Annotated in this window: 13 protein-coding genes; 4 read left to right on the top strand and 9 right to left on the bottom strand. The window is 35.6% G+C overall.

Annotated features, from left to right (window positions below):
- The first annotated feature begins 6 nt into the window (after positions 1-6).
- Together ACFOWA_RS08920 and ACFOWA_RS08915 are read left to right on the top strand one after the other, a co-directional pair.
- Entirely contained in the window at positions 7-1,497 is a 1,491-nt protein-coding gene (locus ACFOWA_RS08920; RefSeq protein ID WP_378984195.1) for a gluconokinase, read from the top strand.
- A gap of 1 nt (position 1,498) precedes the next feature.
- On the top strand, positions 1,499-2,788 hold the full coding sequence (locus ACFOWA_RS08915) for a gluconate:H+ symporter (RefSeq protein ID WP_378984193.1): 1,290 nt from the start codon (positions 1,499-1,501) through the stop codon (positions 2,786-2,788).
- Here ACFOWA_RS08915 and ACFOWA_RS08910 read toward each other — a convergent pair whose 3' ends face one another.
- From ACFOWA_RS08910 to ACFOWA_RS08875, 8 genes are all read right to left on the bottom strand, one after another.
- Positions 2,789-3,208, bottom strand: a complete 420-nt coding sequence (locus ACFOWA_RS08910; RefSeq protein WP_378984191.1) for a response regulator — start codon at positions 3,206-3,208, stop codon at positions 2,789-2,791. It lies immediately after the preceding gene.
- A 3-nt stretch (positions 3,209-3,211) separates the two neighbouring features.
- Positions 3,212-6,520 (bottom strand): PAS domain S-box protein, encoded by a 3,309-nt coding sequence (locus ACFOWA_RS08905; RefSeq protein WP_378984189.1) that lies wholly within the window; start codon positions 6,518-6,520, stop codon positions 3,212-3,214.
- A 396-nt stretch (positions 6,521-6,916) separates the two neighbouring features.
- Positions 6,917-8,119 (bottom strand): GAF domain-containing sensor histidine kinase, encoded by a 1,203-nt coding sequence (locus ACFOWA_RS08900; protein WP_378984186.1) that lies wholly within the window; start codon positions 8,117-8,119, stop codon positions 6,917-6,919.
- 229 nt (positions 8,120-8,348) lie between these two features.
- Positions 8,349-9,077: an acyl-CoA desaturase gene (locus ACFOWA_RS08895; protein WP_378984183.1), complete on the bottom strand. Its 729-nt coding sequence runs from the start codon at positions 9,075-9,077 to the stop codon at positions 8,349-8,351.
- 195 nt (positions 9,078-9,272) lie between these two features.
- Positions 9,273-9,770, bottom strand: coding sequence for a phosphoheptose isomerase (locus ACFOWA_RS08890; RefSeq protein WP_378984180.1), 498 nt, complete (start codon positions 9,768-9,770; stop codon positions 9,273-9,275).
- A gap of 73 nt (positions 9,771-9,843) precedes the next feature.
- Positions 9,844-10,398, bottom strand: a complete 555-nt coding sequence (locus tag ACFOWA_RS08885; protein WP_378984179.1) for a hypothetical protein — start codon at positions 10,396-10,398, stop codon at positions 9,844-9,846.
- A 110-nt stretch (positions 10,399-10,508) separates the two neighbouring features.
- Entirely contained in the window at positions 10,509-10,742 is a 234-nt protein-coding gene (locus ACFOWA_RS08880; RefSeq protein WP_378984177.1) for a hypothetical protein, read from the bottom strand.
- Positions 10,743-11,232: 490 nt separating this feature from the next.
- Positions 11,233-15,522 carry a PAS domain S-box protein gene (locus tag ACFOWA_RS08875; RefSeq protein WP_378984176.1) on the bottom strand — a complete coding sequence of 1,430 codons (4,290 nt, stop codon included), beginning with the start codon at positions 15,520-15,522 and terminating at the stop codon, positions 11,233-11,235.
- A 200-nt stretch (positions 15,523-15,722) separates the two neighbouring features.
- On the opposite strand from ACFOWA_RS08875, the gene ACFOWA_RS08870 reads away from it, so the two are divergent.
- Complete coding sequence (locus ACFOWA_RS08870; RefSeq protein WP_378984174.1) at positions 15,723-16,322, top strand: GDSL-type esterase/lipase family protein; 600 nt, start codon at positions 15,723-15,725, stop codon at positions 16,320-16,322.
- A gap of 46 nt (positions 16,323-16,368) precedes the next feature.
- Positions 16,369-17,097, top strand: coding sequence for an esterase family protein (locus ACFOWA_RS08865; RefSeq protein WP_378984172.1), 729 nt, complete (start codon positions 16,369-16,371; stop codon positions 17,095-17,097).
- Between the two features lie 24 nt (positions 17,098-17,121).
- Here ACFOWA_RS08865 and ACFOWA_RS08860 read toward each other — a convergent pair whose 3' ends face one another.
- Entirely contained in the window at positions 17,122-17,352 is a 231-nt protein-coding gene (locus ACFOWA_RS08860; RefSeq protein ID WP_378984169.1) for a hypothetical protein, read from the bottom strand.
- Positions 17,353-17,622 lie beyond the last annotated feature (270 nt).

Here is a 17,622-nt window from a genome sequence, read left to right as displayed (position 1 = left end):
AAACGAATGAAATACATTGCCGGCATTGATATTGGCACAGGAAGCACAAAGGCAGTTGCTTTAAATTTGCTTTACCAGCCTGTTGCTTCTGCTCAGTTTTTTTATCCTACTGATGCGCCAAAAGTGGGTTACAACGAACAAAACCCCGAACTTATTTGGCAGGCATTTATCAATTGCATTAAAGAACTCCAAGAGAAATTAGGTTCGGCACCAATTGCTATTGGCTTAAGTTCGGCTATGCACAGTTTAATTTTAGTTGATGAAGATTGCAAAGCTTTGGCGCCAATGATTACCTGGGCAGATAATAGAAGTGCAGAAATTGCTCAAAAATTAAAAGCAACTGAAAAAGGTTTAGCGATTTATGAAGCTACAGGAACACCCATCCATTCAATGTCGCCGCTTTGCAAAATCATTTGGCTTGCCGAGCATAAACCTGAACCATTTGCCAAAGCACATAAATTTATATCCATAAAAGAATACATCTGGTTTAAACTCTTTGGCGAATTTAAAGTAGATTTCTCTTTAGCATCGGCCACAGGATTGTTTAACATTAATGCCTTAACATGGGATGAGCAGGCGCTTCAATTAACAGGCCTAAATGCCGAAAAACTATCCACTCCAGTTCAAACCGACTACAAAAATTCCATTCTACAATTAACTGCAAAAGCTATTTTCCCTAACCTTAATACTACTTTTGTAATCGGTGCCTCCGATGGCTGTTTGGCCAATTTAGGTAGCGAGGCAATTGAGGATGAAGTTGCTGCAATAACCATTGGCACGAGTGGTGCATTAAGATTAGCAAGTTCAAAACCAATTTTTAATAGGGTTGCAATGCCTTTTAACTACATATTAGATGAACAAACTTTTATATGTGGCGGACCAATAAATAATGGCGGAATAGCGATTCAATGGCTATTAAAAAATATTTTTGGTAAAGAAACTTTAGATGATGAAGACTATAAGGCATTATTCGAGTGTATTGAAGTTATTCCTGCAGGAAGCAGTGGCCTAATTTTTTTACCTTATTTAACAGGCGAACGAGCCCCAATTTGGAATAGCGAAGCATGCGGAACTTTTTTTGGCTTAACACTACAACATAATCAAAACCATATGGCTAAAGCAGTTGTAGAAGGAATTTGTTATGCCTTAAACGACGTAATGAAAACAGTAGAAAACAGTGCCAATCCAATTAAGCAAATTAATGTTAGCGGTGGCTTTGTACATTCAAAAACATGGATGCAGATACTTGCCGATGTAACAGGGAAAAAATTAGTATTGGTTTCAGAAGAAGATGCATCTGCAGTGGGTGCTGCTTATTTAGCCGCAAAAGCGATAAGTTTAACTGAATCATATCCTTCAACAGGAGCAGCAAATCAACAAATTATATTGCCCAATAATTCAAATCACTCAAAGTATCAAAGAAATTTTCTCATATTTAAAGAACTGTATGCAAACCTAAATCTAACCATGCATCATCTTCATCACCTAAATCAATAATATGTCGTTACTTATTGTACTTGCCGGAATCGTGTTGCTTTTTATTTTAATTATTAAAAAGCTAAACCCAATGATAGCATTACTTTTTGTAGCCATACTAACAGGGCTATTTTTGGGCATGCCTGCTACAAAAGTGATGGCTTCGGTAAGTAGCGGCATTGGCAGCACACTTGGTAGCATGGTAATGGTACTTGCCTTGGGCGCTATGATGGGAAAACTTATTGAAGACAGTGGATCTGCCAAAAAAATTGTATTTATCTTAATTAAACTATTCGGGCATAAAAATATACAATGGGCTGTTTTATTAACAGGTTTATTGGTTGGCATTCCATTGTTTTACAACGCTGGTTTTGTTGTTTTAATTCCATTAGTATTTGCTATTGCATCTGCAACTGGTTTATCAAAGCTGTATATTGGCATCCCAATGGCGGCAGCACTCTCTGTTACCCATGGTTTTTTACCTCCACATCCTGGTCCGGTAGCGTTGGCGGCAATATTTCATGCAGATTTAGGTAAGACTTTAATATATGGCTTAGGCTTAAGCATCCCGATAGCAATTATAGCTGGCGTTTATTTTCCACGGTTAATCATTAAAAACAAAAATGCCGGCTTATCAAAAACCTTTGTACTAGCTGAAGATGAAAATCTTCCATCGGGTTTAAAGAGTTTTAGCACCGCCTTACTACCTGTTTTATTAATTGTAGCAGGTACGTTGGGCGTTACATTTACAAATCCTTACTTTTTAAAACCGGTTTTTGTTTTCCTGGCCGACCCAACTTCTGCCTTATTAGTTGCAGTCCTAATTACAATTTCTGTTCAGGAAGTGAGCATTTCTAAAGCTATGGATTCTTGTGTAGAAGGTGTAAAAAGCATTGCCATGATTATATTAATTATTGCTGCCGGTGGTGCCTTTAAGCAAATTTTGGTAGATAGTGGCGTAGGCGAAACGGTAAAAACGCTGACCGCCAATTTAAATCTTTCGCCTTTATTTTTAGCATGGCTAATTACGGCTTCGCTTCGTGTAACATTGGGTTCGGCAACAGTTGCTGCATTAACCGCATCGGGCATTGTTTTGCCGCTAATTGGAACAGGAGCATCTCCAGAATTAATGGTTTTAGCCGTTGGTGCTGGTAGTTTGATGTTCTCTCACGTAAACGATACCGGGTTTTGGATGTTTAAAGAATATTTCAATCTTACATTAAAAGAAACATTTAAAACCTGGACAATGATGGAAAGCATTGTATCTGTAGCCGGATTATTAGGTGTGTTGCTTGTAAATCATTTTGTGTAACTACACATTTTGATTGGGTACAGCTTCTTTAAAAAAAGGAGCAACTTCAACAATATTCCTAAGACGATCAATGTGACGTGTTTTAAGAGGTTTACTTAAAAAATCTAAAACCATTTCATACTGTTGGGCTTTTTCTTTATCGGCTTCGTTAACCGATGAGGTGACCATTATTGTTAAGATATTATTTTTAAATGGATGCTTTTTTATCTCATCAAGCAAATCCCAACCATTCATTACAGGCATATTAATATCTAGTAAGAGTAAAAAATGTGTGTTTGAATCTGCGTCAATGATGTGTTCCAAAGCAGATTTTGCGTTATCAAAATACGCACAAGCGCAGTTTGTTTCTTCTTCTAGCTTGGCCTCATGTATTAATAATATAAGGCTGTCATCATCAATAACCAATATTTTTCTGTTCATTAATTAAATTTTAGAAGCATCAGATTTGATGGTTATATCTCTTATTATATTATCAAGTTCTTTTGCAGAACTTTCAATGTGCTTTACAATATCGTTTTCAGATAGTTTTTTCTGATTTACCGAGCTGCTAAGCATATCTGTAAGGGCTAAAATTCTTGCCAAAGGCGCCCGTACAATATGCGATTGTATCCATGCAATTTCCTTTAACTTTTCATTCTGAGCCTCAACGGTATTTATGTAGTGCAGTCGCTCGGTAATATCATTGGCTACAACCAACTTTGCCTTGCGCCCGTTAAACACAATCGGGTTGGTTTTAATATCAACATTTATCAGCCTAGAATCTTTTGTAAGATGTTGAAATGTGCCACGAAAAACATTTTTATGCTTAGTTTTATCCATTAATCTTTTCTCCAAAATCGCCAATTCTGTATGCGGCCTAATATCGCGGATACTCATTTTTAAAAATTCACTTCGAGTGAAGCCGTAATTCTCAACTGCTGCCCGGTTAACATCAAGAAACTTTAAAGTTTCAAAATCGTAAACCCACATTGGTAGCGGACTAACATGAAACAGTTCTTGATAACGTTTTTGCGATTCGGCCAGTGCCTTATTGGCCTTTGCAAAATCAATTTCAGCTATTTTTCGAACATTAATATCTTGGATACTGCCATAAGCCCTAACACATTTGTTATTTACAAGTTCCGTCTGCCCGATTGTTCTTATCCACTTCAATTTTCCATTTAAAGTCTCAACCTGAATTTCTTCATCCCAATTTTCTAAACTTTCTAAACACACCGCATCACTGGAGCCATTTTTTGCTTTATCATTAGCGGCACCAAAAAACCGTGATATCATTTTAGCATCAGGTTTAAAACCATCAGGTGCTTCAATAATTTCACACGCGACTTTAGAACAATATACATTTCCTGCTCTTGGGTCTATTTCCCAGCTACCAATAAGGGCAAGGCTGTTAGATTTATAGAGAAGAACTTCTAAATTTTTTCTTTCTGTGATATCCTTTCCCACCACAAAAATTGAGCCTTCCTCAACAACTGAAGAGGCCGTCCAAGATAGCCAAATTGTTTTACCGTCTTTAGTAATGTATCTGTTTTCAAAGTGCGAAAGTTCATTATCAATAGCCTTTTTCATAGCTTCAATTGAACCTTCCTGGTCATCTGGATGTATAAAATGGGTAGCAGGTTCACTTAGCAATTCGTTATCCGAATAACCTAGAAGTTCGCAGGCAGCCAAATTTATCTTTCTAAAAAAGCCTTTGTAATTTAATACAGCTATAATATCTGGTGCAAAATTAAAAATTTGGTCTAACTCGTTTTCTAATTGCTTCCGCCTAATTTCTGCACCTAAAAATTTACCCAATTCTTCTCCAACAATTGCTTGCGATGATGATTGTAATTTAGTATCGCCTAATAAAACCAAAACACCTATAAATGCGCCATTGTGTAATAATGGTAGCCCAATTGCAGTATTTAAGCCAGCTTTTAATGCCGCAAAACTTCGAGATAAATCAGCTGTATGTTCCAAACTATCTAGAATTTGCATGTCCATCATTTCCCAAACACTGCCCTCTAAACTCTCGCCTTTAGGTATTTTCTTTATATCTATTGTTTGCTGATGAAACTGGAATCCACTATCTAGATTGGTTTTTTTAGCAAAAAGTTTCAAGTTCCTTTTGTAAGTATCAGGAATCCAAATCTCAGAAATACCGAAATCGGTACATTCATTTATAGTAGCTAGAACAACCGCAAGGATATCGCCCAACCTACCAGGATTGTTAAATGATGCCGCAATATCATTAAATAGTTTTTTACGAATTTCGTCGGTTTTTATTTTGGTAACATCACGTTGAATTGAAATACAACGGTCGAATATGCCCTTTTCATTTGCTACTGGTGTAATGGAAAAATTATTCCAAAATTCTTCGCCATTTTTTTTGTAGTTAACTAGATTGGTTTCACAAGAATATCCATGATTTAAATTATACATGACTCTTTCAAGTTCATGCTGATCTGTTTTAGGACCTTCTAAAATTTTTGCCGATTTGCCAATCACATCCTCAGGCAAATAACCAGTCATTAGCGTAAAGGCGCTATTTACATAAATAATTTTCGATACAGGCAGTTCACCGGTTTCAATTTGCGTTATCACCACGCTATCAGTAGTATTTAGCACAACAGATTCTAAAAGTTGCAGCCGTTGCTCTTCAATTCTTTTCTTGGTTACATCATGCATCGCTCCTACCATTCGTACAGCTTTACCAAATGCATCTCTAATGATAAAACCATTATCATTAACAATAGCATACTGTCCGTTGGCCTTTAAAAAACGATATTCTGATGTCCATGCAGTTTCGCTAGAATTTACCGCACTATTTATCGCGTTAACAACTCTATCCACATCGTGAGGATGAATTTTATCCGTCCACGAATTCATATCTGTGTTAAGCTCTTGTTCTGTATAACCAAACAGCAACCTAAAATTTTCTGCCCAGATTAATGTACCGTTCACAACATCCCAATCCCAAATTGCATCGCTCGTAGCCATTGCTGCATATCTGTACCGTTCATTGCTAATTTCGGCCTTAATTTTATCAAGCACACGTTCGGTAATATCTCTAGAATTGGCTACGAATCCGCAGATATCAGGATCATTTAGTTTATTGCTGATGATTGTTTCCAACCATAACCAATTGCCATTTGCAGTTTTAAAACGATAAGGTTTTAAAAGTATTTTTTCGATGTGTGGAGCTTTAGAAAACTGTGCAGCAATGAGTGGCACATCATCCGGATGGATAAAATCGAAAGCATTTGTATTTTTGAAGTCCTCTGGTGTAAGACCTAAAATCCCTTCAGAAGTTGGACTAACGTATAGATAATTTCCACCTGCATCAATAACGGCAATCATATCCAAACCTTCCATTACCAAAGCATCTAAAACCTTAGTATTGCCAAAGCGATTGTTTACTATTGCAACAGGTACATCACTAAAACCAATTTTGTGAAGAAAATACTTATTTCCATCTTCATCAACATCAATTAAATGGCTGGTAAGGTTATGATTTTCAACTGTTGTGGCATTTAAAATGGGGGTTTCTGCCTCCGAATAAAGATTCTCTTTAAGATTGATGAAAAAATTCTCTACCCCAACCAAATGATTGTTGTAAATGGTATTTAATTCTGCGATGGTTAAATCTTTAAGATTTTGTTCGCTAAGGCCAAAGAAAGAAAGCCATGCACGATTTGCTGCAACAAACTTAAAGTATGTTGGAGAAACACCTACTACTATGGAAGGCATTTCTATGGCATTTAACAATTGGAGATAACCAGTTTGGGAGATCATAACTTCTTTTGCACCTAATCTATATTTACAATCTTTTCAGCTCCCCTAAACGGGATTTTAATGCTTAAAGAATTCAATGTATGAATTTAGATTGAATACATAGCCGATCCAAATCATCATCACACCGAATTCTGGGCGAATTTTATTTAATTGAACATTAAAAGCATTGATTGTTAGATAGAAAACACGCTACAAACCATTTAAATGGATATTTTAACTTTTGTAATATTAAAAGAACAAAATGAATATTTAAATTATCTCTTCTATTCATTTTTACCTTTTACATCTCTTAACGCAATAAATACGTAGTTGTAGGAGTTGATATCTTTCGCATATAAAAAAGACATTTATTTATGATAAAGGAATGGTGATTTCGAAATTCGTTCCCCAACCTTCTTGCGATGTTATTTCCATTTTACCATTTAAGCTATGAACATTTTCACTTACCATTGGTAAGCCTAAACCATAACCTCGCTCTCCCATCGTTCCATCGCTCGATTCTAAATGCCCGTTTAAAATCTTATCTACCGATTCCTGACTAAGTCCATTTCCATTATCAGAAACATCAATCTTTAGCGTTTTTTCTTTATCAATAACACTTAAATCGAGTTTTACAGTAACCGTTCCGTAATCAGAGCTAAACTTTATGGCATTTGATATTAAATTCCCAGCAATGGTTAATAATTTATATTTAGAAAAGTTAACATCATTGTTTGCATTACCAACGATAACCTTGAAGAATATATTTTTTGCCTTAGCTTGTGGAGCATACAATTTCTCCAACCTATCCTTAAATGTGATTACAGTAAAATCATCACTTTTTAAAGCTTTTTCCTGATTTAGTATTTCCTCTGTTAAGGTTAAAACGCCTTTAGTACTGTTTTCAATCATCTTCATGTAATCCAATATATCTGAAATTTGATTTTGAATATCGCGTTTACGAATAATATCTATAATGCCGGTTACACCAGATAATGGCCCACGAATGTCATGAGCAGCCTTACGCTGACTCTTTTTTGATTCATCAAGCTCATTTTTTAAATTTTGAGTAATCTTTAAATTTATCAGTTTATCAACAACTTCTTTGGCAAGCAGTTTTAACAAATCAATCTTATCCGGGCTAAGTGTTTTAGCCGTTTCATCCATAACACATAATGCGCCAATGTTATATCCACCTGGTGTTTTCAATGGAACACCAAAATAATGGCGTAAATTTAGCGGACTACCTACGTAGAAAAAGTCTTTCGAACGTTCATCAATAGATAAATCACTGATTTCGAAATGGTCTTCGCCTGAAATGGTGTATTGGCAAATGGATTCTTCTCGCGGCATTTGATCTACATCTAAGCCGTAATTTGAAACAGACCACTGCGTAAAAGAATCGATAAGGTTTACTAAAGAAATATGACTGCCAGAAATTTTCGCAGCCAGTGCCGTCAAATTCTCAAAGTTACTTTGTAAGTCAGTGTAATCTGGGTCGAAATCTGCGAGCACTTTTAATCGCTCAACTTCATTTGCTGGTATCGGACGGGGGTTTTCGCTGCTTAATGCCATTAGTTTTATTTTAAATCCGAGCGCAGCACAAAGTATGATTTTTGCCGCTTATTCTAAAATAAATTTTACGTAATGGGTGTAATTGAGGTTTACAAAAAGTGATTTTACAAGCTAAATTATTGGTATTGAGGCAGATTTATTTTGTGATGGATTGGGTTTGGAATTTTGATTTAACGCTGACGCTAATGGTAAATTATTCTGAGATTCGAATAACGAAAAACAAAGAGAATTACAACTTCCTAATATTAATAATCTTCAACCAATGAAGAAATTTCATCACCGGATAGGTTGGGTCAAACTCCCACCATTTACTGGCAAAGTTTGGGCTGTTTGGTTTTTTATGGTGATTGTTTTGGAACAACTCCCCCATTAATAAGAAATCCCATGGCAATGAGTTTTTGCTATGGTCATCATTATCGTGGTTAGAATAACCATATTTATGGCCACACCAGTTAACAATCGCACCATGCAAAGGGCCCATTAAAAAATGTACCGGCAATAATATAAATAACCACCAATGATTGGCAAAGGCAATGTAAAAACCGATATAAAATAATCCACATCCTATTCTCCACAACCAAGAATTACCAATTTTATCCACCAATGGCCATTCAGGGTAATTGCCCTGAAACGCAGGTTCTGGCTGAACTTTAAAATGAAGATAATTCATGTACATGTTCTTTGTTGCAATCATCATCCCGAAAACATCCTTAAAAAAATGAGGCGAATGCGGGTCTTTTTCTGTATCGCTATAGGCATGGTGCATGCGATGTAGTATAGCGTAAGCACGAGGATTTAAAAAAGAAGAACCTTGAGAAATCAATAATACCAGGTAAAAAAATCTTTCCCAAAAAAGTTCCATTTTAAACATCTTATGTGATGAGTAACGGTGCAAGAAAAAGGTTTGACTGAAAAGAGAAAGAAACCAATGTAAAAGAAAAAAAATGAAGATAATCATGTAATGTGTGTATGCTTTATAAACGAAATTTATTGCCTTTTAGTTTTCAATAACATTCCGTTAAAAATATTCGCCGTTAAAGCGAACGATATTCTAGTTTAAAAAATACTGTTTAATGCTTTCGACAGGCCTTAGATCACATTTAAAATTATCACCTTGAGCTTGTCGAAATGCGCTACAGCTTAATCGCAATATTTATCTGCCGAAATCATCTTGAACCCTTACGATATCACTTTCATCTGATGGATTTGAAGCATCGGTATGTTGCCAAATTTCTGCAACTACACCCCAATCATCTAAACCAATTAAACGATGGCGTTCGCCTTGTTGCAATTTAATCTGATCTTTAGGTGCATATTTTTTTACTTCACCTTCTTCATCAGTTTCACTGGTTTTAATACCAACGGTACCACTTACCACTTGCCATATTTCTGCTCGGCGGTGGTGATATTGCCATGATAAACGTGTATTTGGTGCAACAATTAATATTTTCGGACTCAATTTACCACCAATTTTAAGGCTTTCAACATCTAATCCGTCAAAATAAGTATCGGCAAATTGTTGTGCTTGTGCCTCATCAATAACGAAAAATCCTCCCCAAGGGCGAGTTTCATCGCGGTTTACTACATTAAAACCTTCAATTTTTAATCGTTGTGCTACGTTATCGAATATTTCTTTTTTGTCGTTTTCCATAATTGCCGTAAAAATAATGGATATAAATTAAAAAAGCCCTTTCGGGCTTCTTTAATTTTGTAAAAATTCTAATCTATTTTATATCTGTAATTACGATATCGGTTGCTTGCCCTACAGATTGAACAACAAAGGGAAATGAAGGGTTATTTAAAACCCACAACTCCAATTTGCCATCTTCGCTAACAACATGAATTGCATCAACATCTTTGCCGCCAATTTTTATCCCTGCAGTATCGGGTGTTTTAACTTTAAATTTTGCACCGCCATAGGTAAATGCTTTTGTATCGCTTAATGTTTTAAACGCAGCCTGAGAAATTACGCCAAATGTCTCATTATCGCCCAATTTAGTAACACCTAGGGCTGGTTGTGTAACTGGCAAAAATTGTGTTCCACTTTCTAGTGCTTTTGCACTCATTTCAAAAGCGCCATCGCCATAACCCTCAACAGACCAGCCAATGCTAACCGGTGCAGTTATACTTTTAACGGTTAATACCAATGGAAATTCTTGCCCCTGAACAAATGCATTTGCAGACATAACAGTGCCCGTTTTAATCTCTGGAACAGTTTTTTGTGCTTTTGCATGAATAGCGAGCGCTAAGCAAAAACAAATAGTGATGATTTTTTTCATGATGAATAGTTTTTATTGAAGGTATAGTTTTTTAAGGATATTGAAAAAAGTATTACATAAAAAAAGCCTCCAATGTTTACAGTGAAGGCTTGATTGTATTTTTAATTTCTCTAGTTTTCCAGAATGTTCTCTAAAACAGATTCAATGAATATCGATTTTCCGTTGTTCCAGGTTTGCGCACAAGACATGTGCTCTATAATGTCATTAATTTTATAATCCGGAATATTTCCAAGGTCTTTAAATTCTGCAACTAAAATGTAAGAGTTCATATCGCCAAAACCTCTTAATTGCTTAACCCTTTGTAAAAAAGTGCTTAAATCAGATTTTCTGTTTGCATTTTCCATGAAACAAATTTAGACTTTTTACTAATTAATAATACAGTAAAATTACCCTTTTTGTAAATTTCATGTTGACTTTAGTCAATATTATTTCAAAGCATAAAGAGTGAAAATAGAATATTTACAATTCCATTCGGGCTTGTAGTAGCTTAATGTAACACCATTTTGGCTTTACAATCGCGAAAGCTGATATTCTATAAATCATTATTTAACTAAGTCACTAATAACCATAGTTCGATTAATATCTTTAGAAAACATTGAATAAAGCACCATTGCGTCATTGCGAGGCACGAAGCAATCTGTTCCCGCAAGAAAGATTGCCTTAGCCTGCTACAAGCTCAGCTTAGCAATAACGACTGTTCCTATTAAACGATTACACTTATTGTAAAAAGCCAGGCTCTGGTTAATTACACGAGTGGTGGGTTGTCCAATCCATTTTTAATTCAATTCGACAAGCCCATTCAAAAAAACATTTAGTAAAAATAACTAGTTCTAATTATGATAAATATTTTTCCGTTAAGATTTTTTTAAGGATTAGCACTTCGTTTATAAAATCATTTGTGAGGTCGGCCAGCATTGGGAAATCAACTTGAGTAATGGCTTCCAGTTTAGAAGAATATTTTTGCAGCAGCATCAATCCGGCAGATGAGGAAGTTCCATAAATTTTATGGCCTAGCAATTTGATATTTTCTATATCCCCTATTTTAGCCAGTTCTTTTAGCTGTTCTGCAACCTTTTCTAGTTGCATAATGGTTAAGGACGCAATTTTAGCAAGCTTTTCTTTATTTTCTCCATAATACATGCTTAGTCTAGATGAATCGAAATGCTCATCGCCTTCAGCACCCGATTCGATTGCTTGAGGTTTATCATCAGTAAATTTTCCAATCCATTTATTTATTACCAATTCTAAAGCACCTTGAAAGATTGGTTTCGTAATAAAATCATCCATACCTGCATCCAAACATTTATCACGCTCACCCGATACATTACCAGCTGTTACCGCAATAATTGGTGTATGTTTTCCCTTTTCCAACTCACGGATAGCTTTAGTAGCTTGCAAACCATTCATTATTGGCATTTGCACATCCATTAAAATAAGATTGGGCGCATGTTTGATAAAACACTCTAAACCATCTTTGCCATTATTTGCTTCAATAATTTCTATTCCATCCAACATATTTGAAATTAAGCTTCTGGTTAAAAATCGGTTTACTTCGTTGTCTTCAACTATTAATATTTTAACTTTTCCGGTATCAGTTCTTATCACCGCTTTCGGCTCCTTTTTATCTGCGGCGATGTTTGTTTCAACATCCTGTTTAATGTGTAATTTGGACAAGGCATCGTACAAATCGGGCATTTTAATTGGCTTAACCAGTCTGCGGTTAACTTGCAAACTTTTGCTCGATGTAATTAAAGTGTTATCATCGGCCGAACTGTGTAGTAAAAGTATTGGCAAGCTTTCATGCGATTCAAAGAAGCTTTTTCTGATTTTATCAATCGTTTCCAAACCATCCATAAATGGCATGTGATAATCCATTAAAACAGCATCATACAATCTGCCTTCGGCTAAATACTGTAATGCCTCAAAGCCACTTTTTGCCAAGTCGGTACTAATGCCTTTTAAGTTGAGCATATCTCTAAGGAAATTCCTGTTGTTATCATTATCGTCCACAATCAGAACGTTTTTGACTGCATCAATTTCTTTCCACTCAATTGCATCACCCTTTTCGCATTCAAGCCAGATATCGAAATAAAATGTACTTCCTTTTCCTGCCTCGCTTAAAAGTTCTAATCTGCTTCCCATCATCCTTAACAACTTGTTTGATATGGTTAGCCCTAATCCGGTTCCGCCATATTTTTTCGTAGTTGATGAATCTTCTTGAGCAAAAGCTTCAAATATTTTATCTTGTTTATCGGCCTGAATACCAATTCCAGTATCGCGAATACTGAATCGAAACATGCACTTTTTAGCTTCTTCTTCTAAAATTTCTACTTTCAATTCTATCTCACCACGTTCAGTAAATTTAGCTGCATTACCGAGCAAATTGGTTATCACCTGTTTCAAACGAACATCATCAGCCCATACAAATCGTGGTAATTGCGGACTTAAATTAAGCAACATTTCCAGGTTTTTTGATTGAATTTGATAGGTGGTAATATCAGTGGCCTGACAAGTCATTTCATATAAATCGCACTTATCAATATCCAATTCGAATTTGCCGGCTTCTATTTTAGAAAAATCTAAAATATCGTTGATGATGTTAAGCAGTGCCCCGGCAGATTGGCTTACGATTTTAAGGTATTGTTGTTGAATTTCGTCTAGCTTAGTTTTTAAAACCAAATCGGTAAAGCCAATTACACCGTTTAATGGCGTTCTAATTTCGTGGCTCATATTAGCCAAAAATTCAGATTTTGCCAGATTGGCCTCATCAGCATGTATTCTTGCCGTTTTAAGTTCTTCACGCTGGGCAATCATGCCAGAAATATCTTGGGTAAAAATCATCATACCTCCAATTTCAGCTTCAGAACGATACCATGGGCGCATCTCCATGGTTATGAAATGCTGCTCTTCGGTTTGAGAATCGATAAAAATATCTTCCTCTCGCCTATCAATCTTACCTTTTAAAATTTCTTTGTGCCTTGCTTTTCGTTCTTCATCTAAATTTGGAAACATTTGGTAATGAGAGGCACCAATAAGATCGTTGGTTTTGAATTTATAATCATCAATCCATTTCTGACTAACCGCCAAGTATTTCATGTCATTATCCAACATAGCCACCGCAGCAGGAGTATGCTCTATAAACGCCAATAGGCGAGCTCTTTCAGTAGAAAGTGCCTCTTCCATTTTCTTTTGATTGGTGATATCTGTAGCCACACCAAGGAAACCGATTACTTCTCCCTGCGGATTGGTAATTAAAGAAACAAGAAGTGAAACATCTAACTTATTGCCGGTTTTAGAAACGAAACTTAATTCGTGCTTGGCTGATGAATTTTTCTTTGATATCTCTAAAAAATATTCGAAGCCAATAAGGTCGTTTTCGAAGACTTTAACAGCTGGCTCATGACTTTCAATTTCGTGTCGTATATAAAGCATTTCAGGATTTTGCTTCCCAATCATTTCGGCAGCAGTATATCCAAGCAAACTTTCTGCGCCTTTGTTAAAAACTGTAATTATACCATTTAAGTCAGTTGCTATAATGCATAAATCAGAAGCGGCATTTAATACATCATCCAAAAGTTTTTTAGATTCTGCCAACGCAATTTCTGATTTTTTGTATTCATCTATATCTTGGAAAGTGCCGTATAAACGCGTACAAACGCCATCTTTAAATACTGCATTTCCAATTGCCCTTACCCAAATATCTCTCCCTTTTGCTGTTGTTATTTCTAACTCCAAATCATAAGGTTCGCCGGTTGTTGTATTTATCCTAAATGCATCCTCAACCATCTCCCTACTTCCAGGTTTATAAAAGCTAATGGCAACAGAAATCTCTGGCACAAAATCTTCATCAACTTCGTGGATTTCTCTCGTTACTGACGTCCAATCTATTTTACTGGTAGCCATATCCATTTCCCATCCGCCCACTTTTGCCACCTTGTTTGTACGCTCCAAAATGCCTTTGGTGTGCAGCAAATCTTTCTCTAAGGCATGTTGTTCGGTAATATCAACCGCATTTCCAATAATATAATAACCATCTGCATCATCCTCTTGCAAAACATTAGAAAACATCCAAGTTCTTTCGCTGCCATTTTTAGCTAAGGTTAACATCTGTCCTTTAGCAAACCCTTGTTGTTGTATTAATTGAAGGTATTGGTCGAGATATATGTGCCTGTTTTTTGGAACAATATTGTAAAGTGAATATCCATCGAGTTCGGCTTTTGTGTAACCTAGTATTTTTGCTCCAGATTCGTTTACAGAAATGAATTTACCCGTCAAATCGTGTGTACACATTAAGCCTTGCGAATTTTCAAAGAATAGTTTAAACTTTTTTTCGCTTTGTAGCAGCTTTTGTTGTTTATCAAGTTCTTCGGTAATGTCTCTACCAATAGCAGAAACTTTTCCCGTTGTAGGTACAACAGTTGCAACCCATTCAATTGTTTTGAATTCGTTTTTAGCGGTTAGCAATCGATGTGTAAATCCTATTCTGCTTGCATCTTTTAGTAAACTACCAAGTTTAGTTTTAGTGTACCATTTATCTTTTTCATGCACAAAATCGTATAGCAGTTTACCCAAAATTTCTTCGCTTTTCCAACCAAGTACACGCTCAAAACTTGGATTTACGTTTTCCAGATTTCCATCTAAGCCGCATATGCAAATCAAATCTTCGGAAAGCTCAAATATTTCAGAGAAATTTTGCAAATCAATGCATGCTCTTTCCTCAAATAGCTTTCCAACTTGTTCACATAATTGGCTTATAGCAGCTATCTGTGTTACTTCTAATGCTTTCTGGTCATCATCCAATAAACATAGCAACCCTAATGTGCCAGCAATTTCATCTGGTATGGCAAATGCATAACATGTTTTATATGGCTTAAGGCTTTTGAAATCAGTTGGATTTAACCTATCAAAAGACACATTATTATGAACTTCCTTCCTGCTGAAATTGGTAATTATTAAATCAAGTTCTTCTCTTGTAAAAAATTCAGGTTCAACATTAGGAATATCACCATAAACTTTACTGCCGCTTGTGGTTACAAAAAAATACTTTAATCCTGAAATTGACTTCGCAACTGCTGCAAGATTGGTAAAATGACTAATCGGGTCAGCGTCTTTATTATTTAACATGGCATGGTTCTCTATTTATTTGGTTAGTCGGAAAAGGGATAAGTGAGCGGTATTTTGCGATTAATCTAAGTTCAGTAATGTATAAAAAACTTTATGCAAATAAATAACATTTCTTTATTCAGAATGATTCAATTTACAAGAAGACAAAAACTTAACACTTAGTGTTAAGTTACCTATAACTAAGTTCTTATATTTAGCAAATGTACTGGTACGAAGAAGAAGTAAAATCTCTAGAGAAACGCAATAAAAACGAAAAAGACCATCCTGGTATCATATTTTATGGAAGTTCTTCAATACGATTGTGGAATAGCCTTGAAAGAGATTTAGAAAACATTACAGTAACAAACCTTGGCTTTGGAGGCTCTACCTTAGCTGCCTGTGTTTGGTTTTTTGATAGAATTATGTTTCTTTATCAACCAAAAGCTTTAATAATTTATGCAGGTGATAATGATTTAGGCGATGGAAGAACGGCCGAAGAGGTATTTATATTTTTTCAGCAATTAATGGTTAAGGCTAACCAAAGGTTTGGAACGCTGCCATGTTATTTTATATCGTTAAAGCCAAGCGTTTCGAGATGGCACATGGCCGATCAATTTAAATACACCAATAACCTTATCGAAAGTGAAATTATTAAGCTAAACAACAATTGGCACTTTATTGATGTTTTTAAAAGAATGTTAGATAAATCCGGCAAACCTAATCCAATATATTTCGACGAAGACGGACTTCATTTAAGTAAAGAAGGATACAAATTATGGACGGAAATTGTACTTGAAAAATTAGGTAATAATTACTTTTAGTTAATACCTCAATAACATAAAGCCACTATTTTCACAAACAAAAGCAATGCACAGAGAATACCACAAATGGTTTAGCAATAACCTGAATAGAGATATGGAACTGCTGGTTTTTGGATATTCTGGAAGAGCAGTGTTGTTTTTCCCAACGCGAACGGCAAGGTTTTACGATTATGAAAATTGGGGTATTGTAAATTCGATACATACGGCGCTAAACAATGGCGAAATACAGCTGATATGCTTAGATAGTATTGATGGTGAAAGCTTTTATAACAAAGATGTATTTCCTTCGGTAAGAATTGAAAGGCATTTACAGTATGAAAAGTACATTTTAGAAGAAGTAATTCCCTTTGTAAATGCTATTAATAACAGTAATTTTTTAGAAACTGCAGGCTGTAGCATGGGTGCTTACCATGCCATTAATCTGGCTACTAAATATCCATGGTTATTTAAAAAAGCAGTAGGTATTAGTGGCCGTTATGATTTAACCGAAGCGCCGGGTGATTTTGAAGACCTTTTGAACGGATTTAGAAGCGATAAGGTTTATTACAATATGCCTGCGCAATTTATTGCCAACATAGAAAATGAGGAAACACTTAACCAGTTAAGGGCAATGGAAATTATTTTAGCTGTTGGCGAAACAGACCCATTTTTAGAAGGAAACCTGCAACTTAGCAAGCTTTTAAATGAGAAAGGCATAAACAATCATTTCTACCAATGGGGTAGCAATGCCCATCGCCCACATTATTGGAGGCAAATGGTTCCTATCTATATCTAAGCGTTTTATTTGGCCATTTATTAATCAAATTACATTGACCTGAAAGCCTCCATAGCTTAGCATATCTGCCGTGTGAATAACGGTTAAGTTAAGTTCTAGGTTTGCAATAATGGTTCTAGCCTGTGTAAGGTTTCTATACATATCGTTAATGCCACGAATTTCTACGCCCGCCCGCGTCATTTTATATTTTTTAGGATCAAATTTTTTAAGAAAAGTTTGTAAATCTTCATTGCTTGGTATCTGCTCGATATTCATAGAATAATTTTTATTTGCGCAAAGTTTAGAATTTAATTTTCAGTAATTGTTAAGCTATCAAAGCCATTAAGTTAACATTTGTGTGTGTTTTTTCCCAGTAATCGTATTCTCAATACAATTCAAATTTTCATTTTCTTTTGTGGGTGGTAATCTTAAAGTTATTAATTGACGCATTTATTCTAAGCCTTAATCTTTTATAAAAAGGTTTTTTTGGAAGTGAACGTTCAGCGTTTCATTGCCGATTTTAGTCCTGCTTTTCGCTGTAGCGCC

Source organism: Pedobacter lithocola, assembly GCF_042650845.1.
GTDB lineage: Bacteria > Bacteroidota > Bacteroidia > Sphingobacteriales > Sphingobacteriaceae > Pedobacter > Pedobacter lithocola.
Note: the sequence above shows the minus strand (reverse complement) of the source record. Positions and strands in the feature narration are given on the sequence as shown.